The sequence below is a fragment of the Streptomyces sp. NBC_00829 genome (assembly GCF_045161795.1).
Taxonomy (GTDB): domain Bacteria; phylum Actinomycetota; class Actinomycetes; order Streptomycetales; family Streptomycetaceae; genus Streptomyces.
Genome location: NZ_CP108867.1, coordinates 4,948,348 through 4,975,265 on the forward strand (window position 1 = coordinate 4,948,348; position 26,918 = coordinate 4,975,265).

Genomic DNA, 26,918 nt, shown 5'->3' on the forward strand with positions numbered 1-26,918 from the left:
CCCTCGTACGGATGGCGGAACTACCAGGTGAAGCCGGGCTGTACCTCCATGCACGCGGTGTCGTCGCTCCCGTTGAGCGCCCGCGCCGACGTCGGTGTCTTGTTGTCCTGCGGAGCCGCCTTCGGGAGGGTGTCGCCCTGCCGCCAGTCCGCGCCGACGATCAGTGTGATGCCCGTGACGTCGGTCGACTTCTTCACCGAAGTCAGCGGAATCCCCAGCGACTTGGCGACGGCCTGTGCGTCGCCCTCCAGTTCGGCGTTGGAGAACCGGATGACCGTCTTCTCCTGCGGATTGACCGTCGAATCGGCCCGCGCCCGGGAGAAGCCCTTGGCGGACAGGAGCCCCGCGACGGCGGTCGCCCGGCGCTTGGCGGGCGCTCGCCCGGCGCCGCCGGTGCCGTTCTGCACCGTCACCGCGATCTCGCCGGGCGCCGCCGCCGGGTCCTTGGACACGGCGGGCGCGGTGGTGGCCGGCTTCTTCCTGGGCGCCTTGCCGTCCAGCGGGATGTCATCGCGGACCATCCGGAACAATTGCTCGGCGTCGCCCGCCTTGGGCTCGACCTTGCCGCTGAAGCCGGCCTTCTGGGAGTACACGTTGGGCATCGTCGTCATGGTGATCCGGTCGGTCGGGACGCTCTTGAGCTCCTCGCCGAGGTCGTACAGCTCCTTGACCGAGCCGATGCCCTTGTCGACGGTGAGGGCGCCGATGGCGGCCTCGGCGAGGCTGCGGAGCTTGCCCGGGTCGGTGAGCTTGGTGTTCCTGCGCAGCTCACGGACCATCGAGTTCATGTACATGTGCTGGGCGTGGGTGCGGGCGAGGTCGGTGCCGTCCTCGAAGCCGTACCGCGTCCGCAGCCACTGCAGGGCCTGCTCGCCCTTGACGGGGTGCGTTCCCGCCGGGAGCTTCAGCCCGGAACCGTGGCCCTTCCTGTCGCGCGAGTAGACGTTCTTCGTGACACAGACCGGTACGCCGCCGATGGCGTCGGCCATGGAGACCACACCCGCGAAGTCGATCATCATGAAGTGGTCGATGGTGATGCCGGTGAGGTTGTACCAGGTGGCCACCGTGCAGCCGGGCCCGCCACGTCCGAGCGACTCATTGGTCAGCGTCAGGCCGGTCGCCGCGAACGACTTGCCGGAGGAGTCCTTGCACGTGGGTATCTTCAGCACGGTGTCGCGCGGCATGCTGATCACCGAGATGTTGCTGCGGTCCGCCGAGACGTGCAGCAGCATCTGTACATCCGCCAGCGGCGGTGCGCCGAAGGTGTCCCTGGCGCCGCCGAGCTCCTGGTTCGCCTTGGAGTCCCGGGCGTCCGAGCCGATGAGCAGGATGTTCAGTGGAGTCTGACCGGCGGCGTTGGCCTCATGCTTGCGCATCTCGTCGCCGAGGTTCAGATCGTCCTTCTTGAGCTTGCTGTTGAGGTGCTCGTAATAGAGGTATCCGGCGCCGGCCGTGCCGAGTATCAGCAGCGACAGCACGGACGCGACCCAGCGCAGTACGCGCCGTTTGCCAGCTTTTCCGTGCCGTCTCGGCCCGCCGCGCCGGTGACCGGGCCCGGAGTCGTCGCCCGGGTCCTCGTCCGTCGTGGCGGCCTCGGACTCATACCCTTCGCGGTCCTCGGGCCCGCCCTGACGGCCGACCCGTGGTCTGCGGCCGCTGCCCGCCCCCTCGCCCTGCTCCCCGTACAGACTGTCGTCCCAGCCCAGGTCACGCGCCCCCTGGGCGCGGTCCGGCGCCCTCTCCCCCCGCACGCTCTTCTGTCCCACCCCGGGTCCCCCCTGTCGTTCGGGCGCACCGCATGACCCGGTACTACGGGGTCACTTGGCGCACACCTGTTTGTCCGCTTCGACCTTCTGCACACCCTCCGGCGCCTTGGCCGGACCGGTGATGGGCACCCCTGCGCCCTTGAAGTCGGCGCCGAGGGTGAGAGTCATCGGCTCACGTCCCACGGCGTTCTTGGTCCCCTGCTTCAACGCCGTCGCAGGCAGTCCCATCAGGTCCGCGAGCTTGCGGGCCTGATCGGCCTGGTTGGGCGCGTACGTCAGCGTCGTCGTGGCGAGCTTCTGCGGTGCGTTGCCCTCATTGCTCGACTTCAGTACGCCCTTCTCGTTCTGCAGCCAGGTCAGGGTCGTCAGCGCGGCCCCCTGGGTGGCGCTGCCGTTGAAGACGGCGACACGCACCTGGGACGCTTCCGCCCTCGGCCCCTTGAGCAGAGCCTGCTGCTGGTTCTTCGCGTCCTGCTCCTTCTGCTTCACCTCGGTGAGTGAGGTGTCGTTCTGGATCATCGAGAACAGCGGCTTGGCCTTGCTCTCGTTGAGCAGCACCGTCGCCTTGTCCGTGTTGTCGACCACCGGCAGGGTCGCGAAGGTGATGTTCTTCGGATCCACCTTCGACAGCTCCAAGCCGAGATCGCGGAGCCTCGTGATCTTCCCTATTCCGGTGTCGACGGTGAGCGCCTTGGTGGCTGCCTCGGCCAGGTCCCACAGCTTGGGGGGGCTGGAGAGGGTGTCGCTCGACTTCATCTTCCGGATCAGCGAACTCAGGAACTGCTGCTGGATCTCGATCCGGCTGAGGTCGCCGCCGAAGCCCACCGAGTGGCGCGTACGCACGAACGCAAGCGCCTGCTCACCCTCGATGACGTGTTTTCCGGCGGGGAGGTTCAGTTTCGAGTCCTTGTCGTTGATGTCCTTCGCGAGGCAGACCTCGACACCGCCGACCGCCGTGGTCATCGACTTCACCGCGTTGAAGTCGGCCATCATGAAGTGATCGATCTTGATCCCCGTGATCTTGGTGACCGTCTGCATGGTGCAGCCCGGGTTGCGGCCCGACTGGCCGAGGCTTTCGTTGAACCGGGTCCTGTTCGTGCCGCCTATGACCTTGTTGCCCTCGGGCGTCTTGGTCTCGCAGTCCGGGATGTCGGTGATGAGGTCACGAGGGATGGACAGCGCGGTCGCGTTCGTCCGGTCCTTGGAGACATGGAAGAGGATCGTGGTGTCGGCGTGCCCGACGCTGTTCTTGTCGCCGTAGCCCGCGTTGCCCGCGCCGGAGCGCTTGTCCGTGCCGATGAGCAGGATGTTGACGGCCTGGTCCTTCTTGAAGCCGCCGGTGCCCGCGCCCGCGACGTCGACCGTGTTCAGGTTCGAGTCGAAGTGCCGGTAGATGGCGTACGCGGCGGCCGAGCCGGCGACCAGGACGAAGGCCATCACGCCGCCCGTCCACAGAAGCGCCTTCTTCTTGCGCGACTTGGGCTGCTTGCGCTTGCGGCGGCCCGCCGTGGGGGGATTGGTACCCCCGGAGGCGTTACCGGCACGGCGCGAGCGCTGACCCGGCACCTCTCGGCCAGGGGCAGTGCCCGCCCGGCCGGGGGCAGCGCCCTGGCGGCCGGGAGCCGCGGCCCGCCGGCCCTGCGGACCTCTGGGGGCAGGTGTTCGCGGACCGGCACCTCTCGACGGGGACGACTGCGGTGCGGATCGATCCAGTCGCAGTTCGTAATTGCCGGTCTGCGGGTTGAGTACCCACTGGTCGGCGGGGTCGATCTCGTCCGCCCGCCCACGGCTTTGCGCATCCACGGTTGCTTGAGTCCTCCGTCGGTGCCACGCGAGGCGCCTCCCCCGAAGGGCGCTCGGTCTTTCGATGCAGTAGTGCGCGACCCAAGGTCGTAAGCCCCGGATCGCGTCACACTATCCGCCAACTTCAACGATGAGCGACGTCCGTGACAAATTCCACGCCCCTTACAACCGGGCATTCCGCGCATTCTTCATGGACTGTCGACTTCTGCTTGGCCCTCCCTTTACTCGCACATGCCCGCGGCGGCGTTCGTGCCGGTGAACGTCGGCGCCGGAGTCGGGCTCGCGGAGTCGCCGTCGGACGGCTTCTTGTCCTTCGGTACGCCCCCCTTTTCGGGGGCGACCGAGACGGGCTTGTCCTCGCGCAGCCGCTTGAAGAGTTGGTTCGCGTCCGGCTGAACCAGCTCGTCGCGATTCGGGTCCGCGCTGTACGGCTGCCGGGGCACCGTTAGAAATTGCACCTTTTCAGTCGGTACATGGCGGATTGAGCGGGTCAGATCGTACAGGTCCCTCAGCGAGTCGAGGCCCGGGTCCGTGGTCAGCGACTTGGTGGCCGCGTCCAGCACGGGGTAGAGCCGCGTCGGATTGAGCAGTACGCCGTTGCTCTGCACCTTCTTGACCAGCGCGCCGAGGAACTGCTGCTGACGCTCTATGCGTTCGGTGTCGCTGCCGTTGCCGATGGACTTGCGGGCCCGTACGTACCCGAGAGCCTGCTCGCCGTGCAGCGTCTGCTTGCCGGCCTTCAGCTTGAGGTGGGCGTCGGTGTCGTTGATCGGCTCCTTGAGGCAGACCTCGACACCGTGCACCGCGTCGACCATGCCCTTGAAGCCGCTGAAGTCCACCACCATGTGGTGATCGATCCGGACGCCGGTGAAGCCTTCGACGGTACGGATGGTGCAGCCCGCGCCGCCGAACTCGAACGCCCAGTTGAACTGGGCGAACTGCTCCCTCGTGCGGGTGCCGTCCGGCTGGCGGCAGCTCGGGATGTCGACCATCAGGTCGCGCGGGACGGACATCGCCGTCGCGCTCCGCCGGTCCGCCGCGATGTGCAGCAGGATCGCGGTGTCGGAGCGCTGGCTGCCGCCGTCGCGTCCGTACTTGCTGTTGCCCTTGCCGGAGCGGCTGTCGGAGCCGAGGAGAAGGATGTTCTGGGCGTCGAGTACGACCTGCTTGGGACGTTCCTTCTCGTACGTCTCCAACTCGGCGGCCGCGGTCGTGTCGGTGGTGATGTTGGCGTCGAGCTTGCGGTAGAACCACCAGCCGACCGCGGCGGAGGCGAGCAGAACGAGGGAGGTGCCGAGGGCCGCCCAACGGAGCCAGTGGTGCTTGCGCTTGGGGGCTTCGGCGGCGGGGTCGGCCTCAGCCTCGGCCTCCGGGTCGGCCTCGGCCTCCGGGTCGGGGTCGGCCTCGGCCTCGGGGTCGTCGGGCGTACCGGACTCGGCGGTCGGGCCTGTGCCCGATCCGGCCTTCGAGGCCGCGCCCGCGCCGGACCCGTCATCCGCGTCGGCGCCCGGGTCCGAGCCTGCCCCCGGGTCCGCGTCGGCGCCCGGCTCTTTGGCGGCCGGTCCGGGCTCGATGTCCCCTGCCGCGCTGTCTCCCGCGGTCCCGCCTCCCGTCGTACCGTCCTCCGGCAAGCCGTCCCTCGGCGTTCCGCTCTTCACCGGCTGGTCCTCGGCCCGGTCGTCCGGCCCGGCGGGCGTGCCAGCACTGTCCGTCACGTCTGCGTCCATCCTTCATGGCGTCGGCGGCGCGCTGGGTCGCCGATCGCAGGACTAGACGGCTGGACCTCACGCTTGGTTGTGTGTTGAAACACGCGTATCGCCGATCATCCACCGGAGTTGACCCCGGAGCCCGGGGGCTCGGCCCGGGTGTGCGCCACACGGGTGGACTTCACAGGGGTCACACAGCGGTGTTGGTGACGCGCTCGTCCGTGACCCGCTTGTGGAGGTTCTCCGGGGACAACTCGCCGAGGTTCCTGCACAGCACCACCGACCCGCCGGCCGCGAGCGGCGCGAACAGCCCGGCGGAGAGCCCTTCCCAGGTGGCGTACGAGTGTCCCGTCAACAGTCGCGAACCCGGCGCCAGGCCCAGCTCGGCCGCGTCCGCGCGGGCCTGTTCCACCAGGCCGGCGCCGCTCAGCTCCCGGCCGCCGACGACCAGCGCGGGCGCGTCGGGATCCACCGGCGCGTACGGCGCGAAGCGGTCGCCCTGTCCCGGCACCTCCACCGCGTAGTCGGCGAAGCCCACGGGCGGCTGGGGGAATCGTCCGCCCAGCGGGCGCAGCGCGAGCGCCACCCGCTCGCCGGTGCAGGCGCGCGCCTCCTCCAGGGTGTCCGGCCCGCTCACCACCAGGTCCGCACCGGCCGGATCTCCGCCGGCCTCGACGCACACGCCGACGGAGGAGCAGGCCAGCAGCCAGACCGCGCTCTGCCAGTGCGCCGGGAGCAGCAGCGCGAGCCGGTCGCCGGGCGCGGCGGCCAGATCGCCCTGGAGCAGATTTGCCGTCTTGGCCACCCAATTGGCGAAGGTGGCGACGGACAATTCGACGCGCTCACCGGTGGCGTCGTCGTAGAAAGTGACCAAGGGGCGCGCCGGGTCCGCGGCGAGCGCGGATCGCAGCAGGTCGGCAGGGGTACGGTCGCTGGCGTTCACCCGCGCAAGGGTACGCGGCGGGCGGGGTGACCGGCCGCCGTACCGGTGAAGGGGTCCACCGGTCGGACCGATGCGCGCCGCCGGTTTCCCGGGGAGCGGAGTCGGTGGCTCCCACCCAGCATTTTCGTATGCGTGGATTCCTTGCTTCTTCGATCGGCGTCGCGTGCTCAGCCGCGCTGGTGCTTCCGCTCTCGCTGCCCTCGGGAGCGGTCGCCGCAGTGCCCCCGGCGCCTGACCTGCCCGGTTCGACCCAGTCGCTGCGGCTCGCGGCGATCGGGGGGAAGACCACGAACCGGTCCTTCAGCCCGGCGGCGGAACAAGGATTGACCCGGCGTGAGGTCAGACCCTTCTCGCTCGTCGGTGTCGTCTGGGACGACGTGCACGCCGAACTGCACGGCACGGTCCAGGTGCGCACCAGGGCGGCCGGCTCCGGCCGGTGGTCGGGCTGGCAGGACATCGAGACGCACAACGAGGAGCACGGGGCGGACCCGGGCACGGCGGAGGGCGGCTCGGACCGGGTGCGCGGGTCGACGGTCCCGCTGTGGGTGGGCAGCTCGGACGGAGTGGAGGTACGCGTCCGGGCGGAGACGGCGGAGACGGCGGAGAGGGTGGACGAGGGGGAGGCAGCCGAACCGGCTCCGCTGCCCAAGGGGTTGCGCCTCGAACTCGTGGACCCGGGCCAGGAGCCCGAGCCCGCATCGGGCAGCAGCCGGGCGGTGACGTACGCGTCGGGGAAAGAGGACGTACTCCCGGCCCTCTCCCTGGCGGAGACCGAGGCCCAGGCGGGTGTGTCGCGTACGGCGGCGCTGGGGCTCATGGCGGCTGCGAAGCCGTACATCGGGCCACGTCCGCGCATCATCACCCGCAAGGGGTGGGGTGCCAGCGAGTCGCTGCGCGAGAGGGGCTTCGTCTACACCAAGTCCGTGAAGGCGGCCTTCGTGCACCACAGCGTCACCGGAAACAGTTACACCTGCAAGCAGGCACCCTCCGTCCTGCGCGGTATCTACCGCTACCACGTAGTGAGCAGCGGATGGCGCGACATCGGCTACAACTTCGCCGTCGACAAGTGCGGAAACATCTACGAAGGACGTGCGGGTGGAGTCGCCAAGGCGGTCCTCGGCGCGCACACCCTGGGTTTCAACACCAACAGCATGGGCATCGCCGTGCTCGGTACGTACAGTCGCTCAACTCCCGCCCCGGCCGCGGTGACCGCCATCGCGAAGCTGACGGCCTGGAAGCTCGGACTGTTCGGCGCCAACCCGCGCGGCAAGGTGGTGCTGAAGTCAGGAGGCAGCGGGAAGTACAAGAAGGGCAGGAAGGTCACCTTCAACGTCATCTCCGGTCACCGGGACGGGTTCATCACCGAGTGCCCGGGAAGCCGCCTCTACAGCAAGCTCGGCACCGCCCGCAGCGCCTCGGCCAAGTACCAGGGCCGTGGCTGACGGGAAGCCACCGACCCACTGCATACACTGCCGGTCTCGAAACGAGTGACCATGCCGGCCCCAGCAGGAAGCAGAGACGACAAGGTGACAGAAGCGATCCTCCTGGTCGGCGGCAAGGGCACCCGGCTGCGTCCGCTCACCGTCAACACCCCCAAGCCGATGGTTCCGGCGGCGGGCGTCCCGTTCCTCACGCACCAGCTGGCGCGGGCGAAGGCGGCCGGCGTCGACCACATCGTGCTGGCGACGTCGTACCTGGCGGAGGTGTTCGAGCCGTACTTCGGCGACGGCTCCGCTCTCGGTCTCCACCTGGAGTACGTCACCGAGGAGGAGCCGCTCGGCACGGGTGGCGCGATCCGCAACGTGGCGTCGCGGCTGCGGTCGGGCCCCGAGGATCCGGTGCTGATCTTCAACGGAGACATCCTGACGGGACTGGACATCGAGGCTCTCGTGGCCACGCACCAGTCGTCGGGCGCGGACGTCTCGCTCCATCTGACGTGTGTGGAGGACCCGCGGGCCTTCGGTCTGGTCCCGACGGACGCGACCGGACGGGTGCGGGCGTTCCTGGAGAAGCCCCAGACGCCCGAGGAGATCGTCACCGACCAGATCAACGCGGGGGCGTACGTCTTCCGCCGCTCGGTCATCGACACCATCCCGACGGGCCGGCCGGTCTCGGTCGAACGGGAGACGTTCCCCGACCTGCTGTCGTCCGGCGCGCATCTGCAGGGCATGGTCGACTCCACGTACTGGCTGGACCTCGGCACGCCCCAGGCCTTCGTCCGAGGCTCGGCCGACCTGGTCCTGGGCCGTGCTCCTTCCCCGGCGGTCCCGGGCCGCTGCGGCGACCGTCTCGTCCTGCCGTCGGCCTCGGTGGCCGCGGACGCGAAGCTGACCGGCGGCACGGTCGTCGGCGCGGACGCGATCGTCGCCGCGGGCGCCCGCGTGGACGGGAGCGCTCTCCTTGAAGGCGCGGTCGTGGAGGAGGGCGCGGTGATCTCCTCGTCGCTGATCGGCGCTGGCGCGAGGATCGGTGCCCGCACGGTCCTGTCGGGCGTGGTGATCGGCGACGGTGCGGTGGTGGGCGCCGACAACGAACTCCGCGACGGCGCGAGGGTCTGGTGCGGTGCGGTGCTCCCGGCGTCATCCGTCCGCTTCTCCTCGGACCAGTAGGCCCGTACCCGGCTCGACCGGAACCTTCGGCCCGCCGGAGTACCGACCTGGCCGCGCGGCGGTCCACCCGGCCCCGCCGGCGTCTGAGGCGCGGGGTGCGGGAGCGGAGCCCTGGTCACCGGGAGGGGAGCCTGGTGACGGGGAAGGGGCGGGGGCACAGCCCGCTTCGGGCGCCCCGGACCCGTACCCTCATACACCGTGGCAGGCCGCTTCCCACCCAACCCACCCACCCGCCCCACCCGCACCACCGTGCGTGGCGGCCACACCCCCGTGCCCGCCGTCACCGTCCCGCGCCAGTCCACCGCCGCCCGCACCCGCCGCTGGACACCCCCCGGCCCGCTCGACCTCGGGCTCGTCCTCGGTCCGCTGCGCCGCGGCCCCGCCGACCCGACCTTCCGGACGACCCCCGACGGCTCCGTCTGGCGCGCGTGCCGGACACCCGCCGGGCCGGGCACGCTCAGGGTCGCGCTGCGCGGCGGCGCGGCCGAGGCCGAGGCATGGGGCCCCGGCGGGGACTGGCTGCTGGAGCAGTTGCCCGCTCTGCTCGGCGAGAGCGACGACCCCGCCGCCTTCACCCCGCGCCACCGTCTCGTCGCCGCGTCCCAGCACCGCCGCCCCGGCTTGCGGCTGACGCGGACCTCGCTCGTACTCGAGTCGCTGATCCCCTCGATCCTGGAGCAGAAGGTCACCACGGACGAGGCGTACCGCGCCTGGCGGCTGCTCGTACGGAAGTACGGCGAGTCCGCCCCCGGCCCGAACGACCGGATGCATGTCATGCCCGAGCCCCGCACCTGGGCGCTGATCCCGTCCTGGGAATGGCATCGCGCAGGTGTCGACAACAAACGTGCCTCGACGATCCTGCGCGCCGTCCGCGTCGCCCGCCGGATGGAGGAGGCGGCGGATATGGAGCCGCGACAGGCCCAGGAGCGGCTGGAGCTGATCCCCGGCATCGGGCCCTGGACCTCTGCCGAGACCATCCAGCGCAGCAACGGCGCACCCGACGCGGTGACCGTCGGAGACCTCCACCTGCCGGGCATCGTCGGCTACGCGCTCGCGGGCGACCGCAACGCCGACGACGAGGCGATGCTCGAACTGCTGGCCCCTTACGCGGGCCAGCGCCACCGCGCCGCCCGGCTCATCCTGCTGAGCGGCCGGACGCCGTCGCGCCGCACCCCGAAGATGCCCCGCGGTGACATCGGCAGGCTCTGATCCGCGAGCCCGGATGCGGGATGGGGTGTTCCGGGCGCTCAGCGGACCTCGATGAACGCGGATGCCTCCCGCACCGGACGCTCCTTCGGCGGCGCCGCCGCGTGCCCGACCGCCACCGCGCCCATCGGGTCCCATCCGGCGGGCAGCCCCAGTACGTCCCGTACGACCTCGCGGCAGAACATCGTCGACGACACCCACGCCGAGCCGAGCCGCTCGCCCGCCAGCGCCACCAGGAAGTTCTGCACGCCCGCGCCCGCCGCGACCACGAACATCTCGCGCTCGGCACTGTCGCGCCGGGCGTCGCCGTAGTCGTGCGAGCCGTCCATGACCAGGCACGGCACCACCAGATACGGCGCCTTGCGCAGCACATCCCCGCGCCGGACCCGCTGGGCGATGGACTCCTCGCTCTTGCCGTCGCGCCGCAGATCAGCGATCCACGCGTCCCGCATGGCATCCAGCAGCCCGGTCCGCGCCGCTTCCGACTCCAGCAGGACGAACCGCCACGGCGTCGTGTGATGCGGTGCCGGCGCCGTGACGGCAGCAGCGACCGCCCGCCGCACCGCTCCCGGATCGACCGGCTCGTCGGTAAACTCCCGGACGGTGCGCCGCTGGGCGACCGCCTCCCGTACCGCTTCGGACGTCCCCAGCCGGAACATGTCGTCGGCCGCGCTGCGCACCATCGCCCGCGCGCCCTCGCCGTCGGACACCAGATGCGGCAGTCCGCGCACCACCGCGACCGGCAGCCCGTGCGCCTTTCCCTTGACCAGGTCGCCCGCCGCGGCGAGCTCGTCCGCGGTCGCGACGACGGTCGCGCTCAGCGCGTTGCCGTGTGCGTCGGTCCCGCCCCGCAGGTCGTCCAGCACCCGCACGCCGTCCGCGCCGATCGCGACATCGGTCAGCCCCTGGCGCCACGGCCGCCCGAAGGTGTCGGTGACGATCACTCCGACGTCCACGCCCAGCGTCTCCCACAGCCCCGTACGGATGGCCCGCGCCGAGGCGTCGGGGTCGACGGGCAGCAGCAGCACGGTCCCGGCGGGGGTGTTCGAGGCGTCGACGCCGGCCGCGGCCATGATCAGGCCCTGCCGGTTCTCGACGATACGAAGGGGGCCGCGCCGCGCCACCACCCGCACCGTCTCGGCGTCGATGGCCGCCTCGCGGTCGTCGGCGGCGACGACCCGTCCCTCCGCCTTGCTCACGATCTTGGACGTGACCAGGAGGACGTCGCCGTCCGCCAGCCCCGGCTCCGTGGCGGCGATCAGTTTGGCGATGTCGTCGCCCGTCCGGACCTCGCCGAGACCGGGGAGCGCCCAGACGCGATAGCCGGGCGCCGCCGCGGGCGAGCTCACGCCCGTACCTCCTCGGCCAGTGCCAGGGCCTGGCGTGCCATCTCGGCCGACGCGTCCACGTCCGTCATCAGCAGCGGAACGGCCCGGCAGCGGATCCCCGCCGCTTCGACGTCGGCCACGGCGCCCGCGTCGACGGTGTCGACCAGCCAGCCGTCGAGCAGCCCGGAGCCGTAGTGCTGGGCGACCGCCGTGGCCGTCGCCTCCACGCCCACCGCTGCCAGCACCTTGTCCGCCATCCCGCGCACCGGCGCGTCCCCGACGATGGGGGACAGGCCCACGACCGGGACGCCGGCGTCGGCGATGGCCTCGCGGATGCCGGGCACGGCAAGGATGGTGCCGACACTGACGACGGGGTTGGACGGCGGGAAGAGGATCACGTCGGCGGCGGCGATGGCCTCGAGGACGCCCGGTGCCGGCTTCGCCTGGTCGGCGCCGACGGGCACGACCGCCTCCGCGGGCACGGACGCCCGCAGCTTCACCCAGTACTCCTGGAAGTGGATGACCTTCTTCTCGCCGTCCACCTCCACGGCGACATGGGTCTCGACGCGGTCGTCGGACATCGGCAGCAGCCGCACGCCGGGATTCCAGCGGGCGCAGAGCGCCTCGGTGACGGCGCTGAGCGGATAGCCCGCGGAGATCATCTGCGTACGGACGATATGGGTCGCGAAGTCCCGGTCGCCGAGGCCGAACCACTCGGGGCCCACGCCGTAGGCGGCGAGCTCCTCCTTGACGCGGAAGCTCTCGTCCGTACGCCCCCAGCCCTGCTCCTCGTTGATGCCACCGCCGAGGGTGTACATCACGGTGTCGAGGTCGGGGCAGACCTTCAGTCCGAACAGATGGATGTCGTCACCGGTGTTGCCGATCACCGTGACGTCCGCTTCGGGCGCGGCCTGCTGCAGACCGCGGAGGAAACGGGCGCCGCCGATGCCGCCGGCCAGAACCACAATGCGCATGGACAGCAGTCTGTCAGGCGGGTACGACGTCCTGGGCGGCCGGGGAGCACTGAGCGGTGTGCATCGGCATCTCGGTCAGACCCGGGTAGTAGACGTGCAGGGAGACGGCCGGTTCGAGCGAGTCATTGATCACCTCGTGCACATAACCGGGCGCGAACACCCGCTGTGCTCCGGCGGCGAGGGGCCGGGACGTCTGCTCGGTGCGCTCGGTGAGCTCGCCGTCGAGGACGGTCAGCACGCCGGAGGACAGTCCGTGGTCGTGCAGCCCGCTGCCCTGGCCCGGCACCCACGAGAGCAGCCACACCTCGTAGCCGGGACCCGTGCGCAGCCGGTGGTACCAGCGGGTGGTGGCGTCGTACCGCACGAGGTGGGCCCACTGCGCACGGTCCTCGGAGATGGAGCGGGCCAGGCCGACGAAGTCGGCGACGGTGGCCGGGTGCTCCCGGGCAGGCTGGAGGAGGTGCTGTACGGCGAGGATGTCGCCGGCGATCTGGAGGTCGCTGTCGCTGTTCATGGGTGCGGTGGTTCCTCGGCAGAGAACGTGCAGTGCAGGGGGACGCAAAGACATGCGGGCTGTGATCTGAGCTACATGCGAAGAGATGCTGGAGCGCTACGGCATCAACAGCTGGAACAGCAACAGCGCGCCTGGACAGCGCTGCGGAACCCACGGAGCGGGGTCGCGGAGTGCGCTGAGGTCACTGGCATGGGATCAAAGGTGGCGGGTGCCGTCTCTATTTGTCAACTCAATGCCCGATTTGGCGGCATTGTTTCACCTCATCCGGTTGCTCCGGCCGGAGAAAGGTTTGTGCATCCGCGGTCGTGGAGACATGGCGCAGCAACCGCGCTCGCAAACGCCGTTGCGGTCCCGTGATCGGACTGTGATCCGGATCGCTTATATGGCTCGATCGCAACAAGATCGAACCTTTCGACGTCTCCTCCGGCGAGAGGGGGGCATGGGGCAGGCCGCTGGCATGTGTCAGGTTTTTGATGATTTGAACACTTTCCGCATAGCCTTGGTTCCGCAGAGTGAATACCGGGCCCAATAGCAGATCTCGGCTTGACTGGCCCGGATCCACGCACTTGTAATTTCACTCGTGTCGTTTGGCCGAAAAGGGCAACGACAGCATCACGGGGACGCAAAAAAACAGACGAGGGGCGCACATGACCGAGCTGTTCGAACAACTGCTGGTCGAGGACGCGGACGAGGAACTCGGCTGGCAGGAGCGCGCGTTGTGCGCCCAGACCGATCCCGAGTCCTTCTTCCCCGAGAAGGGCGGATCCACCCGCGAGGCAAAGAAGGTCTGCCTCGCCTGCGAAGTCCGCTCGGAATGCCTCGAGTACGCCCTCGCCAACGACGAGCGCTTCGGCATCTGGGGCGGACTGTCCGAGCGCGAACGGCGCCGGCTCAAGAAGGCCGCCGTCTGAACGCCGCAGTGATACCCGAGGCCCGACCAAACACCACAAGTACGGACGTAATCAACGGTCCGCCGACTGCATCGTCACCGCAGTCGGCGGACCGTTCGTGTACCAGCCGTTAGTGTGGGGCCCCGTCCGAGACGCTCCAACGCCCCTACGGGGCGAACCCCCCGGCCGGAGGGCCCGTACCTCAATGTCCGCCACCGAAGCCGCGTTCGCACCCGCGCACCCGCCCGAGTTCCCGCGGCACGTCGTCACCGCCGTGCTCGTCTCCCACGACGGCGCACGCTGGCTCCCCGACGTCCTCGCCGGACTCCTCGGCCAGGAGCGTCCCGTACAGAACATCGCCGCCGCCGACACCGGCAGTGCCGACGACTCCGCGCGGCTGATCACCGAAGCGCTCGGCGCCGAGCGCGTACTGCACCTCGCACGCCGCACCGGCTTCGGCACCGCCGTCGAGGAAGCGGCCCGCACCGCGGGCGTCCTCACCCCCGACGACCTGCCCTATCTGAAGCGGCCGAGCGGCTGGGACCCGGCCAGCAGGACCTGGCGCGACGACGCGTACGACATGCCCGAACTCCCCCACGGGGAACCGGTCCAGTGGCTCTGGCTGCTCCACGACGACAGCGCGCCCGCACCCGACACGCTCGCCGAACTGCTGCGCGTCGCCGACTCCGACGAACACGCCGCCGTCATCGGCCCCAAACTCCGCGGCTGGTACGACCGCAACCAGCTTCTCGAAGCGGGCGTCTCCATCGCGAACAGCGGTCGCCGCTGGACCGGACTCGACCGCCGCGAAACGGACCAGGGACAGCACGACCAGATCCGCTCCGTCCTGTCCGTCTCCTCCGCCGGCATGCTCGTCCGCCGCGACGTCTTCGAACAACTCGGCGGCTTCGACCGTCGGCTGCCCCTGATGCGCGACGACGTCGACCTCTGCTGGCGTGCCCACGCCGCCGGCCACCGCGTCCTCGTCGCCCCCGGTGCCGTCATGCGGCACGCCGAGGCCGCAGCCCGCGAACGCCGCACCGTCGACTGTGCCGGCCGTTCCGTCGCCAGCCCCCACCGCGTCGACAAGGCCGGCGCCGTCTACACCCTCCTGACCAACGCACGCGGCATCGCCGTCCCCTACGTTCTGCTGCGCATCGTCCTCGGCACCCTGCTGCGCACACTCGCCTACCTCGTCGGCAAGGTGCCGGGCCAGGCCGTCGACGAAGTCATGGGACTCTTCGGCACCCTGCTGCGGCCCGAGCGGATCATCGCCGGACGCCGCAGGCGCGCCAGAGAAGGCGGCGCGGTCGAAGCGGGCGAACTGCGTCCGCTCTTCCCGCCGCCCGGCGCGACCGTGCGGGCCACCGTCGAACAGGTCGCCGGCCACTTCGGCGGCGGCTCCGACGCCGACTCCGGAGGCTCACGCCACGGCGCCGTCGAGTCGGGACCCGGCGGGGACGACGCGGACTTCCTGGAGATCGAGCAGTTCGCACGTCTGAAGAAGATCGCCCGCAAGCCGGGCCCCGTCCTCTTCGCCATACTGCTCCTCGTCTCGGTCGTCGCCTGCCGCGCCCTGTTCGGCGGCGGAGCCCTCGCGGGCGGCGCCCTGCTGCCCGCCCCCTCCGACGTGTCCGACCTCTGGTCCCGCTACGCCGACAACTGGCACCCCCTCGGCAGTGGTGGCACCCAGACAGCGCCCCCCTACCTCGCGGTGCTCGCGGCCCTGTCCACCCTGTTCCTCGGCTCCACCGGCCTCGCGCTCACCGTCCTGCTCGTCTGCTCGGTCCCGCTCGCCGGACTCACCGCCTACTTCGCCTCGCGCCCCATCGTCGAGTCCCGGCTGCTGCGCGCCTGGGCGAGCATCGCGTACGCCTTCCTGCCCGCCGCGACCGGAGCGCTCGCGACCGGCCGCCTCGGCACTGCCGTACTCGCGGTCCTGCTGCCACTCATCGCCCGGGCGGGCGTCGCGGCCCACGGCCTGCGCGCCACCGGCACCGCGCGCGGCAGCTGGCGAGCCACCTGGGCCTACGCCCTGCTCCTCACCCTCGCCATGGCGTTCACGCCCATCGTCTGGCCCATCGCGGTCGTCCTCGGCATCGGCGTCCTCGTCCTGCGCCGCGACGACATCACGGCGTACGGACTGCGCTTCCTCGCCGCCGTCGGTACCCCGCTGGTCGTTCTCGCGCCCTGGTCGCTCACCCTGCTGACCGGCCCGTCGGGGTTCCTGCGCGAGGCCGGACTCGCGTTCGGCAGCGGGTCGGCCTCCGCGCTCGACCTGCTCGGCATCAGCCCCGGCGGCCCGAAGGCCGCGGGCGGCTTCCTGCTCATCGGCATCGTGCTCGCCGCCCTCGCGGCCCTGCTGCGCGGCGAACGGCAGTTCGCCATCCGCTCCTCCTGGGCCGTCGCCCTTGTCGCGCTGGTCTTCGCGGTCCTCGCCAACGGCTCCGGCTGGGCGGGGCCCGCCACCCTCGTCTACGGAATCGCCCTTCTCGCCGCCGCCGTTCTGGGCGCCGAGGGCGGACGCACCCGCGTCGCCGCCCAGAACTTCGGCTGGCGCCAGCCCGCCGCCGCCCTGATCGCGCTCGCCGCCGGCCTCGCACCCGTCCTCGCCGCCAGCAGCTGGATGTTCACCGGCGCGGCGGGCCCGCTGGAGCGGCGCGACCCCGTCCAGGTTCCCGCGTTCGTGGCCGAGGAGAGCGACACCCGCGACCAGCCGCGCACCCTCGTCCTCGGCGGCGCCTCCGCCGCGAAGGTCTCGTACACCCTGGTACGCGGCTCCGGTGGCCGTCTCGGCGACGCCGAACTGACCGAGGCGGCCGGCAGCGACACCCGCCTCGACAAGATCGTCGCCAGCCTCGTCGCCGGCTCCGGCGCCGACCAGACCCGTGAGCTCAGCGGTTTCGCCATCCGTTACGTCCTCGTACGCGACGGAGCGCCCCGCCAGACCAGCCGCGTCCTCGACGCCACGCCCGGCCTGAACCGGCTCAGCCAGCTCGACGGCAGCGCACTGTGGAGCGTGGACCGCCAGGTCGCGCGAGCCACCATCGTCACCGGCAAGGGCGACCCGCTGCCCGTCGCGTCCGACGCCGTCGAAGCCCATGCCAAGATCCCGGGCGGGGCGTCGGGGCGTGTCCTGCGCATCGCCGACCGTGCGGACGACGGCTGGCAGGCCACGCTCGACGGCCGCGTCTTGAAGAAGACGGTGGTCGACGGGTGGGCCCAGGGCTTCGAGCTCCCCGCCGAGGGGGGCCGGCTCGACCTCACGTATGACGATCCCGCCACCCATACCGCCTGGCTCTGGGCGCAGAGCGCGTTCGCGCTGGTGCTGCTGGTGCTCGCCCTGCCGGGCAGGCGGCGGGAGGTCGACGACGACCTGCCCCAGGAGGAGATCGCCGTACCCGCGCAGGCGGTGGAGGGCGAAGGGCGCCGGGCGCGCAGGCTGCGCGCGCAGGCGGAGGCGGAGGCGGACACGGACGCGGAGTCCGCACCCGACGAGGCCGAAGGCGAAGGGGGATACGCGGATCCGTACGCCCAACTCCTCGTGGACCAGGACGCCTTCGCGGGGCAACAGCGGCAACGGCAGCAGGGGCAGTCGTTCGACCAGGAGCCGTTCGATCAGCAGCCGCTTCAGGACCAGGCGCCGTACGCCGTGGTGCCCCAGCAGCAGTACGGCGAGTGGGACGCGCAGTCCTACACGGACGCCGGATACACCGCGCCCTATGGCAGCGACCAGCACCAGAACGGCGTGTACGGCGAAGGCCAGTACCAGCAACAGCCGCACACGCCCGATCAGTACCAGGACCAGTACCAGAACCAGTACAAGGACCAGTACCAGGGCCAGTACGGGACCACGGCCTACGGCGAGGGGCAGCACTACCAGGAGGGGCAGCAGTACGACCCCTACCTGTACGGCGGCGAGAACGACCAGCCCCCCGGACCGAACGGCAGTCCCGGCAATCCCGGCAACGTGACGCGAGGCGAGTCAGAGTGAAGCGCACCACCATCTCCCTGCTCGCGACCGCTACCGCACTCGCCGCCGTCACCGGCTTCGCCGCGCTCATGACACCCGGCGGCGACACGGCGGCCGAAGCGAAGGCCCCGGCACGGCTGCCCGTGGAACGCTCCAGCCTGCTCTGTCCCGCACCGAGCGGCTCGGAGGTGGCGGAGACCGACTACACGTCGTTCACGCCTGCGGGAACGGCCGGTCCGGGCGGTACGGGCGGTTCCGGGAGTCCGGCCAAGGAAGGCTCGGCCAAGGAGGGCTCGGCCGAACTGAAGCCGTCGGCCGCCCTGGCCGACACGGAAACCGAGCCGAAGAAGGACACCACGAAGGCGGGCGGCGCCAAGAAGGACGGCGCGGCGAAGAAGCCTGCCGACACGAAGAAGCCCGCCAACACGAAGAAGCCGGTGGCCGACAAGCCCGTGCTGGCGCTGAAGGAACCGGGCAAGCCCGTCGCCGCCAAGGCCGCCGGAGGCGACGCGCCCGCGCTGGTCGGCACCGCCACCGGCCGACTCGCCCCCGGCTGGGCCGCCCAGCAGACGACGACGGTCACCGCGGGCGCCGCGCGCGGCCTGCTCGGTGTCAGCTGCACCGGCCCCGACACGGACTTCTGGTTCCCCGGCGCGTCCACGGCCAAGGACCGGCAGGACTACGTCCACCTCACCAACCCCGACGCCACCCCGGCCGTCGCCGACATCGAGCTGTACGGCAAGGACGGCGCGCTCAAGACCACGCTCACCGAGGGCATCGCCGTCCCGGCCGGAGCCAGCGTCCCCGTCCTGCTGTCCACGCTGACCGCGGACCCCGCCGCCGACCTGACGGTCCATGTCACCACGCGTACGGGCCGCGTGGGAGCGGTGGTGCGGGCTGCCGACGAGAGGGCGGGCAGCGACTGGCTGAGCGCCTCGGCCGACCCGTCCGGCACGGCGGTGCTGCCCGGCATCCCGGCGGACGCCACGTCGGTACGCCTGGTGGCCTTCGCGCCCGGCGAGGACGACGCCGACCTCAAGGTGCAGCTCGCCGGCCCGGGAGGGACGATCACCCCCGCCGGTCACGAGACGCTGCACGTGAAGTCGGGGATGACGGCGAGCATGGACCTGCTGGACGTCACCAAGGGCGAGGCCGGTTCGCTGATCCTCAGCCCGTCCCAGAGCGGCCGGCCGACCCCGGTGGTGGCGGCGCTGCGGGTCGTACGCGGCAAGGGCGACAAGCAGGAGGTCGCCTACATCCCGGCGACCGCGCCGGTGGGCGAGCGGGCGAGCGTCACCGACAACCGCGCGAAGGGCTCGACGCTCTCGCTGACCGCCCCGGGCGCCACGGCCCAGGTCAAGGTCACGGCGTCGGCGGGCACGGGCGGCGGCACCCCAGCCGTCAAGACGTTCACGGTCAAGGCCGGCACGACGCTCGCGATCACCGGCCCACCGGTGCCGGCCGGCCTGAAGGGCTCGTACGTGCTCACGGTCGAGACGGTGTCGGGCGGCCCGGTGCACGCGTCGCGCACCCTGGCGCTGCCGCGGGACGGGATCCCGATGTTCACGGTGCAGACGATGCCGGACGACCGGGGGATGGTGGCGGTGCCGGAGGCCAAGCAGGATCTGTCGGTGCTCGACGACTGAGTGGCGCGGCGGGGCTGGGGGCGGCGTGCGGCGCGAGACGAAGCTTCCCGGCCCGGCGTGTGAGGTCCGTCGGCCGAGCCCCGTCAGGTGACGTCCGCTAGCAGGCAGCCGACGACGAATGGATCGCGACCGACGGTCAGCAAGAGACGACTGACAATTTCCGACCTCTGTCAGTCGCCGGTTGCTTGCTGTCGGTCACTTGCTGTCAGTCCTGCCCATACCGCGGATCCACCGACTCCGGCGCCAGACCGAGCAGCTCTGCCACCTGTTCCACGACCACCTCGTGCACCAGCAGCGCCCGCTCGTCACGATTTTTTGTCCGAATCTCGACGGGTCGCCGGTACACCACGATCCGTGCCGGCTGTCCCTTCTCCGCGGGCGCCGAGCTGCCCAGCGGCACCGTTTCCTCCGGCGTGCCCGGTACGTCCAGGACGAGGAAATCCACGTCGGCCAGCTGCGGCCAGCGTCGTTCCAGTCGTTCCACCGAGTCCTGCACCAGGTCCCGGAAGGACTCGGCGCGGCTCGCGGCCAGGGGCACCTGGGGCGGGGCGACCGGCCCGCGCATGCCGCGGCCGTGTCGGTCGCGACGGCGCGGCCGTGGCTCGGTCGGGCGGGGCGGTACGGGACTGTCCATCACTGACGCAGCGTAGCCCTCCGGGGCGCGCAGACGATCGCGTGCGCGCGCCGGGTCGACAGCTTGTCGTTAGTTGAACATTCCAGCCGAGCTTGGGCCCGATTGCCTATCTTCCTGCGATCGCCGATCGCATCATGATTGACCTCTTTTACGCCAAGTCTTGACCGGATCACCGGCGGTCGTCGCTCGCACGCCTCTCCTCCCGCGCAGGTCAGGCCAGTTGCTCCGGGAGGCGTTATGGCGGATGCGGCAGCACGACACGGTGGGGTGACCCGGTGGAGAGTCGTCGCAGCCCGCTCAAGAGTGCGGTACCGTCCAACGTCGTGAGCCCTGTACGTCGCTGTTCGCGCACCGCGTGCGGCCGCCCCGCCGTCGCGACACTGACGTACGTCTATGCCGATTCGACCGCGGTCCTCGGCCCGCTCGCCACCTATGCCGAGCCCCACTGTTACGACCTGTGCGCCGAGCACAGTGAGCGCCTGACCGCCCCGCGCGGCTGGGAGGTCGTGCGGCTCACCGACGGCTCCGCTCCGTCCCGCCCCAGTGGTGACGATCTTGAGGCGCTCGCCAACGCCGTCCGGGAGGCGGCGCGCCCTCAGGGGCGGACGGCCGAGGCCGGCGGACCGAGCGGCCGGCGGCCGGCGGACCCGATGGAGGTCGCGCGCCGCGGCCATCTGCGGGTGCTGCGCTCCCCCGACTCCTGAGCCCCTTCCTGTCCCTCCGGCCTCGCTCCCTTGTGGCCTCGCTCCCTTGTGACCTCGCACCCGACCGCGTATCCGCGACGGATCGACCGTAGGGCCGGACCGGACCGGAGACCGGGACGGCCGTGTCCCGGCCCAACCGGCGTACATCGGGGCCGCGTTGACGTCCCGCGCGCCGCCGAACGGCGGGGTGCGGCGATCAAGCGGCTACCGAGGGAGGCCACTCGACTCCTGAGCCGGCCGTTCCCCGAAGATTTGTGCAGGTAGTTTGGGGCGTCCGAAGAGACTTCAGGAGGGTTGGCCCGTGACTGCTGATCTGTCGCAGATCGTGAAGGCGTACGACGTCCGCGGGGTGGTGCCGGATCAGTGGGACGAGGCGCTGGCCGAGCTGTTCGGGGCGGCCTTCGTCCAGGTGACGGGCGCGGACGCGATCGTTGTCGGCCATGACATGCGGCCGTCGTCCCCCGGCCTCTCCGGGGCGTTCGCCCGCGGCGCCGCGGCCCGCGGTGCGGACGTCACACTGATCGGGCTCTGCTCGACCGACCAGCTCTACTTCGCTTCGGGACACCTCGGACTCCCGGGCGCGATGTTCACCGCCTCGCACAATCCGGCGCAGTACAACGGCATCAAGATGTGCCGGGCGGGTGCGGCGCCGGTGGGCCAGGACACAGGCCTGGCGGACATCCGCGCCCTGGTCGGGTCCTGGACCGACGGGGGAGCGCCGGAGCCTGCTGCCGAGCCCGGCTCGGTGACCGAGCGGGACACGCTGGAGGAGTACGCGGCATATCTGCTGTCGCTGGTGGACCTGTCGTCGATGCGTCCGCTGAAGGTCGTCGTGGACGCGGGCAACGGAATGGGCGGCCACACGGTCCCCACGGTGTTCGCATCGCTGCCCCTCACCGTCGTACCGATGTATTTCGAGCTCGACGGCACGTTCCCCAACCACGAGGCGAACCCCCTGGACCCGGCGAACATCGTCGACCTCCAGGCCCGAGTCCGGACCGAGGGCGCGGACCTGGGTCTCGCCTTCGACGGGGACGCGGACCGGTGCTTCGTCGTGGACGAGCGCGGCGAGGGCATCTCGCCTTCGGCGATCACGGCCCTGGTCGCGGCGCGCGAACTGGCGAAGCACCCGGGCGGAACGGTCATCCACAACCTGATCACCTCGTGGTCGGTCCCGGAGGTCGTCCGCGAGAACGGCGGCACGCCGGAGCGCACGAGGGTCGGTCATTCCTTCATCAAGCAGGAGATGGCCCGCACGGGAGCGATCTTCGGCGGCGAGCACTCGGCGCACTACTACTTCCGCGACTTCTGGAACGCGGACACGGGCATGCTGGCGGCCCTCCACGTACTGGCGGCCCTTGGTTCGCAGGACGGCCCGCTGTCGGCGCTGGTCGAGCAGTACGACCGTTATGCGGGCTCGGGCGAGATCAACTCGACGGTCGACGATCAGGCGGCCCGCACGGCAACGGTGAAGGCGGCGTACGCATCCCGCGAGGACGTGACGATCGATGAACTGGACGGCCTGACGGTCTCGGCCCGGGAGTGGTGGTTCAACCTCCGCCCGTCGAACACGGAACCGCTGCTGCGCCTGAATGTGGAGGCACGGGAGGAGCCGATGATGGCAAAGGTGCGGGACGAGGTGCTGGAGATGGTCCGGGGGGCGTGAGCCCGGTGGTCCATGCGGCGCGAAGCTGCCGCCCGGGGTCGTGGGGATATCACGTGCCCCCACATTTCAGTGCGGGGTGGGCGACCCGAGACCGGAGGGTCTCCGGGCGCCGGGACCAAAGCGCCGGCCCGCCCGCCCCTGGTTTCGGGAAGGGGCGGGCGCGGGGAGAGGGCCCCCGTATCCACAGAACGCGCCGCACCCCTCCCCCCAGCGGTACGCTGACGTGGCCTGATCCGCGTCACCGCGACCGCGTGTTCGACACGTGCCCCGCGACCGCGACCCCGCGCCGTACCAGCCATGCCTTGCCCGAAGGGACACCCCGAACATGCCGCTCCAAGCCGGCCTCCTGGAGATCCTCGCCTGCCCGGTCTGCCACGCCCCCCTCAGCGACCGGTCGGCGGCCGACACCCCCGAGCTGATCTGCACCGGCAAGGACTGCGGCCTCGCGTACCCGGTACGGGACGACATCCCCGTCCTTCTCGTCGACGAGGCACGCCGCCCGGCCTGACCCATTCCCCGCACGGCGATCGGAGGCCCCACCCCATGCTCGACGAGTCGCTCCTCGACGCCCCGGAAGCCCTGGCCCGCGCGGACCGCCGAGGACTGCTCAGAGGCGCCGCCGAGGCAGGGGCGCGCGTGCGCACCGCCGCCCGGCACGCCGCCGAGGCCGGTATCGCCGAGCTCAAACCCGAGGGCCGCCCGCGCGCCGTCCTCGTCGCGGGCCCCGGGACCGCTGCCACCGGCGTCGCCGATCTGATCGGGGCACTGGCCGGCGCCTCCGCCCCGGTCACCCGGCTTCACCCCACCGGCGTCGCCCCCGCCGCAGGCGCCCTGCTCTGGGCGCTGCCCGGCTGGGCCGGCTCCGTGGACCTCCTGCTGATCGCGACCACCGACGGAAGCGAGCCCGGCCTCGCCCTCCTCGCCGAGCAGGCGTACCGACGAGGCTGCACCGTCGTCGCCGTCGCCCCCCAGCGCTCCCCGCTCACGGAGGCCGTCGACGGCGCGCACGGCCTGGTCGTCCCGATGGCCACACCCCCGAACGAGATGTACGACGAGACACAGGCCGCCGCGAGCCCCGGCGCGCTCTGGGCGCTGTTCACTCCGCTGCTCGCCCTTCTCGACCGCGTGGGCCTGCTCGAAGCGCCCCCGGAGATCCTCGCCAAGGTCGCCGACCGCCTCGACCAGGCAGCCGAGCGGTGCGGCCCGGCCATTGCCACGTACAGCAATCCGGCGAAGACGCTCGCCGCCGAGCTCGCCGACAGCCTTCCGCTGATCTGGACGGAGGGCCCGGGCGCGGCGCCGGCGGGCCGCCGGTTCGCCGCCGTACTGGCGGAGCTGGCCGGCCGCCCCGCTCTCGCCGCCGAGCTTCCCGAGGCGCTTCCCGCCCACGGGGTGCTCCTCGCGGGCGACTTCGCTGCCGGGGCCGACCCCGAGGACTTCTTCCGGGACCGCGTGGAGGAGCAGCAGGCCCTGCGCGCCCGTGTCGTCCTGCTGCGCGACCGCCCCTCCGGCGGCCTCACCGCCGCACCCGCCGCCCGCGAACTGGCACTCAGCCACGACACCCCGATCAGCGAACTCGAACCGGACGAGGGCACCGACCTGGAGTCGATCGCCGAGCTTGTCGCCGTCACCGACTTCGCGGCTGTCTATCTGGCGCTCGCGGCCTCGGGCGACCACGAGTAGTCCGAGTCCGAGTGCGGGTCCGAGCACTGCCTGCCGTGATCCGCGCACCGCGAACCAAGAACCGCGAACCGCTTACCGCCCACCCCGAACCAAGAACTGCTTACCGAGAACCGCTTACCAAGAACCGCTCACCGAGAACCGGGAAGTACGAACACCATGGACCGCCTCTCCAACACGGTGCGCCCCTACGCCTGGGGGTCCACAACTGCCATTCCCGAGCTTCTCGGTATCGCCGCCACCGGCGAGCCGCAGGCCGAGATGTGGATGGGCGCCCACCCCGGAGCCCCCTCGCGCGTCACCCGTGACGACGAGGAGCGGCCGCTCTCCGATGTCATCGCCGCCGACCCCGTACGGGAACTGGGCGCCGCGGCCGTCGAAACCTTCGGCCCGCGTCTCCCCTTCCTCCTCAAGATCCTCGCGGCCGGTGCCCCGCTCTCCCTGCAGGTCCACCCGAACCTCGCCCAGGCGCAGGAGGGTTACGCCGCCGAGGAGAGCGCGGGCGTCCCCATCGACGCCCCGCACCGCAACTACAAGGATGCCAACCACAAGCCCGAACTGATCTGTGCGCTCACGCCCTTCGACGGCCTGTGCGGTTTCCGCGCCCCCCTGGAGGCCGCCGAACTGCTCGCCGCCCTCGACGTGGACTCGCTCAAGCCGTACGTCGACCTTCTCCACGCCCACCCGGAGGAGGCCGCGCTCCGCGAGGTCCTGACCGCGCTCCTGAGCGCCGACCCGAACGAGATGGCGGCCACGGCCGGCGAGGCTGCGTCCGCCTGTGACCGGCTCGGGGGCTCGTACGCCCCGTACGCCCAGATCGCTCACCACTTCCCCGGCGACCCGGGCGTCATCGCGGCCATGCTGCTCAACCACGTCCAACTCCAGCCCGGCGAGGCCCTGTTCCTCGGCGCCGGAGTCCCGCACGCCTACCTCAGCGGCCTCGGCGTGGAGATCATGGCCAACTCCGACAACGTGCTGCGCTGCGGCCTCACGCCGAAGCACGTGGACGTTCCCGAGCTGCTGCGTATCGTCCGCTTCGAGGCGAGCGACCCGGGCATCCTGCGCCCCGAGGCATCGCCGTCGGGGGAGGAGCTCTACGACACCCCGACCGACGAATTCCGGCTCTCCCGCTACGTTCTCGCGGCCGGCGCCTCACCCAGCGACCTCACGGCCGCCACCCCACAGATTCTGCTCTGCACATCGGGAACGGTCCGCGCGGGCGAACTCACCCTCGCCCCGGGCCGGTCCGCCTTCATCCCGGCGGGCGAAAAGGCCGAAGTGTCCGGGGCCGGCACGGTCTTCCGTGCCACCGTGGTGGTCTGACGCACCGCTGCCGCCCCGTGCTGCAACAATGACCCACCGCAAAGGACGGGCAAAGCCCGGGACGGCGTACGAAGGGACAGCAGGGACACATGAGCGCTTCAGGCGGTACAAGAGCGATCGTGGCGGCACTTGCCGCCAACCTCGCGATCGCGGTGGCGAAGTTCGTGGCGTTCCTCTTCAGCGGCTCGTCCTCGATGCTCGCCGAGAGCGTCCACTCGGTCGCCGACTCCGGCAACCAGGGCCTGCTGCTGCTCGGCGGCAAGAAGGCCCAGCGTGAGGCGACCCCGCAGCACCCCTTCGGCTACGGCCGCGAGCGCTACATCTATGCCTTCCTCGTCTCCATCGTCCTCTTCTCGGTCGGTGGCATGTTCGCCCTCTACGAGGGCTACGAGAAGATCAAGGACCCGCACCCGATCGAGGCCTGGTACTGGCCGGTCGGCGTGCTCGTCTTCGCGATCGTCGCCGAGTCGTTCTCGTTCCGTACGGCGATCAAGGAGTCCAACGAGATCCGCGGCGCGCTCTCGTGGAAGGAGTTCGTCAGGCGGGCGAAGGCCCCCGAGCTGCCGGTGGTGCTCCTGGAGGACCTGGGCGCACTGATCGGTCTGGTCCTGGCGCTCGGCGGCGTCGGCATCGCCCTGGCCACGGGCGACGGCGTCTGGGACGGAATCGGCACCCTCTGCATCGGCACCCTGCTCATCGTGATCGCGCTCGTCCTCGCGGCGGAGACGAAGTCTCTGCTGCTGGGCGAGGCGGCCGGCACGGAAGTCGTCGAGCAGATCAAGGTGGCCCTGGTGGACGGCGATGTGGTCACCGGCATCATCCACATGCGTACCCTCCACCTCGGCCCGGAAGAACTGCTGGTCGCGGCGAAGATCGCGGTCCGGCACGACGACACGGCGGCCGAGGTCGCTGCCGCGATCAACGCCGCCGAGGAGCGCATCCGGGCCGCCGTGCCGATCGCGCGCGTGATCTATCTGGAGCCCGACATCTACAGCGAGTCGGCTGCCGCGGCGGGCGTCAACCCGGCCAAGTCCCCGGGCGGACCGGGCCCGGACGCGGCCCACTGAGCCTCCGGGACCTCGGAGGCCTCCGGGATCTCCGAGATCTCCGGGACCTCTGAGGCTGGTGCCACGGGAGGACAGTGCGACAGGCCCCGGACTGGGACGTCCTCCGGGGGCCTGCCGCCCAGCAGTTGGCGCGCGAAGCGGCCTTCGGGGGGATACGGCTACTGAATGTCACGCAGTACGGCGAGCCCTGCCCCCTCCTCCGCTGCCGCCGGCAGCCGCTCGCGGAAGTCGGCCTCCGTGCCGGCCCCGATGACCTCCGCCCCCGCCCCGACAAGCACCGGCTCAGGCTCCGGCTCAGGCTCCGGCTCCGGTCCCGCCCCGCCCGGACCGGTGGCCCCAGCGCCCGCCGTGCGCCCTCCACACCTCCCCTACCGCCCACGCCCGCCGTGCCACTGATGCCCGCCGTGCCCGCTGGAACGAGAGCCTCGGCAGCGCGGGTCGTCCGCCCCGCAACACGGAGGCACGGCACCAAAACCACGGACGGCC

Annotated in this window: 20 protein-coding genes; 12 read left to right on the plus strand and 8 right to left on the minus strand. The window is 71.2% G+C overall.

Annotated elements, in window-relative coordinates; genetic code table 11:
- Positions 1–20: 20 nt before the first annotated feature.
- The 4 genes from OG293_RS21815 to OG293_RS21830 all read right to left on the minus strand — a co-directional run bounded on the left by OG293_RS21815 (position 21) and on the right by OG293_RS21830 (position 6,218).
- Positions 21–1,766 carry an LCP family protein gene (locus OG293_RS21815; protein WP_406000463.1) on the minus strand — a complete coding sequence of 582 codons (1,746 nt, stop codon included), beginning with the start codon at positions 1,764–1,766 and terminating at the stop codon, positions 21–23.
- Between the two features lie 51 nt (positions 1,767–1,817).
- Positions 1,818–3,569, minus strand: a complete 1,752-nt coding sequence (locus OG293_RS21820; protein WP_406000464.1) for an LCP family protein — start codon at positions 3,567–3,569, stop codon at positions 1,818–1,820.
- A gap of 221 nt (positions 3,570–3,790) precedes the next feature.
- Positions 3,791–5,296, minus strand: coding sequence for an LCP family protein (locus OG293_RS21825; RefSeq protein ID WP_406000465.1), 1,506 nt, complete (start codon positions 5,294–5,296; stop codon positions 3,791–3,793).
- Between the two features lie 169 nt (positions 5,297–5,465).
- The gene (locus OG293_RS21830; RefSeq protein ID WP_406000466.1) at positions 5,466–6,218 is read right to left on the minus strand and encodes a TIGR03089 family protein; all 753 of its coding nucleotides are present in this window, start codon (positions 6,216–6,218) and stop codon (positions 5,466–5,468) included.
- Between the two features lie 128 nt (positions 6,219–6,346).
- Here OG293_RS21830 and OG293_RS21835 point away from each other — a divergent pair, with 128 nt between their 5' ends.
- From OG293_RS21835 to OG293_RS21845, 3 genes are all read left to right on the plus strand, one after another.
- On the plus strand, positions 6,347–7,660 hold the full coding sequence (locus OG293_RS21835; protein ID WP_406000467.1) for a peptidoglycan recognition protein: 1,314 nt from the start codon (positions 6,347–6,349) through the stop codon (positions 7,658–7,660).
- Between the two features lie 51 nt (positions 7,661–7,711).
- On the plus strand, positions 7,712–8,827 hold the full coding sequence (locus OG293_RS21840) for a sugar phosphate nucleotidyltransferase (RefSeq protein ID WP_406000468.1): 1,116 nt from the start codon (positions 7,712–7,714) through the stop codon (positions 8,825–8,827).
- A gap of 198 nt (positions 8,828–9,025) precedes the next feature.
- Positions 9,026–10,036 (plus strand): DNA-3-methyladenine glycosylase family protein, encoded by a 1,011-nt coding sequence (locus OG293_RS21845; RefSeq protein ID WP_406000469.1) that lies wholly within the window; start codon positions 9,026–9,028, stop codon positions 10,034–10,036.
- 38 nt (positions 10,037–10,074) lie between these two features.
- Here the strand turns inward: OG293_RS21845 and OG293_RS21850 are convergent, their stop codons facing one another.
- The 3 genes from OG293_RS21850 to OG293_RS21860 are packed head-to-tail and all read right to left on the minus strand — an operon-like array spanning position 10,075 to position 12,849.
- Complete coding sequence (locus OG293_RS21850) at positions 10,075–11,382, minus strand: coenzyme F420-0:L-glutamate ligase (protein ID WP_406000470.1); 1,308 nt, start codon at positions 11,380–11,382, stop codon at positions 10,075–10,077.
- Positions 11,379–12,335 (minus strand): 2-phospho-L-lactate transferase, encoded by a 957-nt coding sequence (gene cofD, locus OG293_RS21855; RefSeq protein ID WP_406000471.1) that lies wholly within the window; start codon positions 12,333–12,335, stop codon positions 11,379–11,381. The genes OG293_RS21850 and cofD overlap by 4 nt, the downstream gene beginning before the upstream one ends.
- Positions 12,336–12,348: 13 nt before the next feature.
- Positions 12,349–12,849: a cysteine dioxygenase gene (locus OG293_RS21860; RefSeq protein WP_406000472.1), complete on the minus strand. Its 501-nt coding sequence runs from the start codon at positions 12,847–12,849 to the stop codon at positions 12,349–12,351.
- Positions 12,850–13,496: 647 nt separating this feature from the next.
- Here OG293_RS21860 and OG293_RS21865 point away from each other — a divergent pair.
- The 3 genes from OG293_RS21865 to OG293_RS21875 all read left to right on the plus strand — a co-directional run bounded on the left by OG293_RS21865 (position 13,497) and on the right by OG293_RS21875 (position 19,358).
- Complete coding sequence (locus OG293_RS21865) at positions 13,497–13,760, plus strand: WhiB family transcriptional regulator (RefSeq protein WP_023541320.1); 264 nt, start codon at positions 13,497–13,499, stop codon at positions 13,758–13,760.
- A gap of 184 nt (positions 13,761–13,944) precedes the next feature.
- Entirely contained in the window at positions 13,945–17,733 is a 3,789-nt protein-coding gene (locus OG293_RS21870; RefSeq protein WP_406000473.1) for a glycosyltransferase, read from the plus strand.
- On the plus strand, positions 17,730–19,358 hold the full coding sequence (locus OG293_RS21875) for a DUF5719 family protein (RefSeq protein ID WP_406000474.1): 1,629 nt from the start codon (positions 17,730–17,732) through the stop codon (positions 19,356–19,358). Before OG293_RS21870 ends, OG293_RS21875 begins: the two co-directional genes overlap by 4 nt.
- 205 nt (positions 19,359–19,563) lie before the next feature.
- Here OG293_RS21875 and OG293_RS21880 read toward each other — a convergent pair whose 3' ends face one another.
- Positions 19,564–19,992 (minus strand): metallopeptidase family protein, encoded by a 429-nt coding sequence (locus OG293_RS21880; RefSeq protein ID WP_406003675.1) that lies wholly within the window; start codon positions 19,990–19,992, stop codon positions 19,564–19,566.
- Between the two features lie 275 nt (positions 19,993–20,267).
- Here OG293_RS21880 and OG293_RS21885 point away from each other — a divergent pair, with 275 nt between their 5' ends.
- The 6 genes from OG293_RS21885 to OG293_RS21910 all read left to right on the plus strand — a co-directional run bounded on the left by OG293_RS21885 (position 20,268) and on the right by OG293_RS21910 (position 26,432).
- Positions 20,268–20,696 (plus strand): DUF3499 domain-containing protein, encoded by a 429-nt coding sequence (locus tag OG293_RS21885; protein ID WP_406000475.1) that lies wholly within the window; start codon positions 20,268–20,270, stop codon positions 20,694–20,696.
- Between the two features lie 301 nt (positions 20,697–20,997).
- Positions 20,998–22,362, plus strand: a complete 1,365-nt coding sequence (locus OG293_RS21890; protein WP_406000476.1) for a phosphomannomutase/phosphoglucomutase — start codon at positions 20,998–21,000, stop codon at positions 22,360–22,362.
- 325 nt (positions 22,363–22,687) lie between these two features.
- Entirely contained in the window at positions 22,688–22,870 is a 183-nt protein-coding gene (locus OG293_RS21895) for a Trm112 family protein (RefSeq protein ID WP_406000477.1), read from the plus strand.
- A 35-nt stretch (positions 22,871–22,905) separates the two neighbouring features.
- The gene (locus OG293_RS21900) at positions 22,906–24,045 is read left to right on the plus strand and encodes an SIS domain-containing protein (RefSeq protein WP_406000478.1); all 1,140 of its coding nucleotides are present in this window, start codon (positions 22,906–22,908) and stop codon (positions 24,043–24,045) included.
- A gap of 156 nt (positions 24,046–24,201) precedes the next feature.
- Positions 24,202–25,365 carry a mannose-6-phosphate isomerase, class I gene (gene manA, locus OG293_RS21905; RefSeq protein WP_406000479.1) on the plus strand — a complete coding sequence of 388 codons (1,164 nt, stop codon included), beginning with the start codon at positions 24,202–24,204 and terminating at the stop codon, positions 25,363–25,365.
- 89 nt (positions 25,366–25,454) lie between these two features.
- Positions 25,455–26,432: a cation diffusion facilitator family transporter gene (locus OG293_RS21910; RefSeq protein ID WP_406000480.1), complete on the plus strand. Its 978-nt coding sequence runs from the start codon at positions 25,455–25,457 to the stop codon at positions 26,430–26,432.
- The last annotated feature ends 486 nt before the right edge of the window (positions 26,433–26,918 follow it).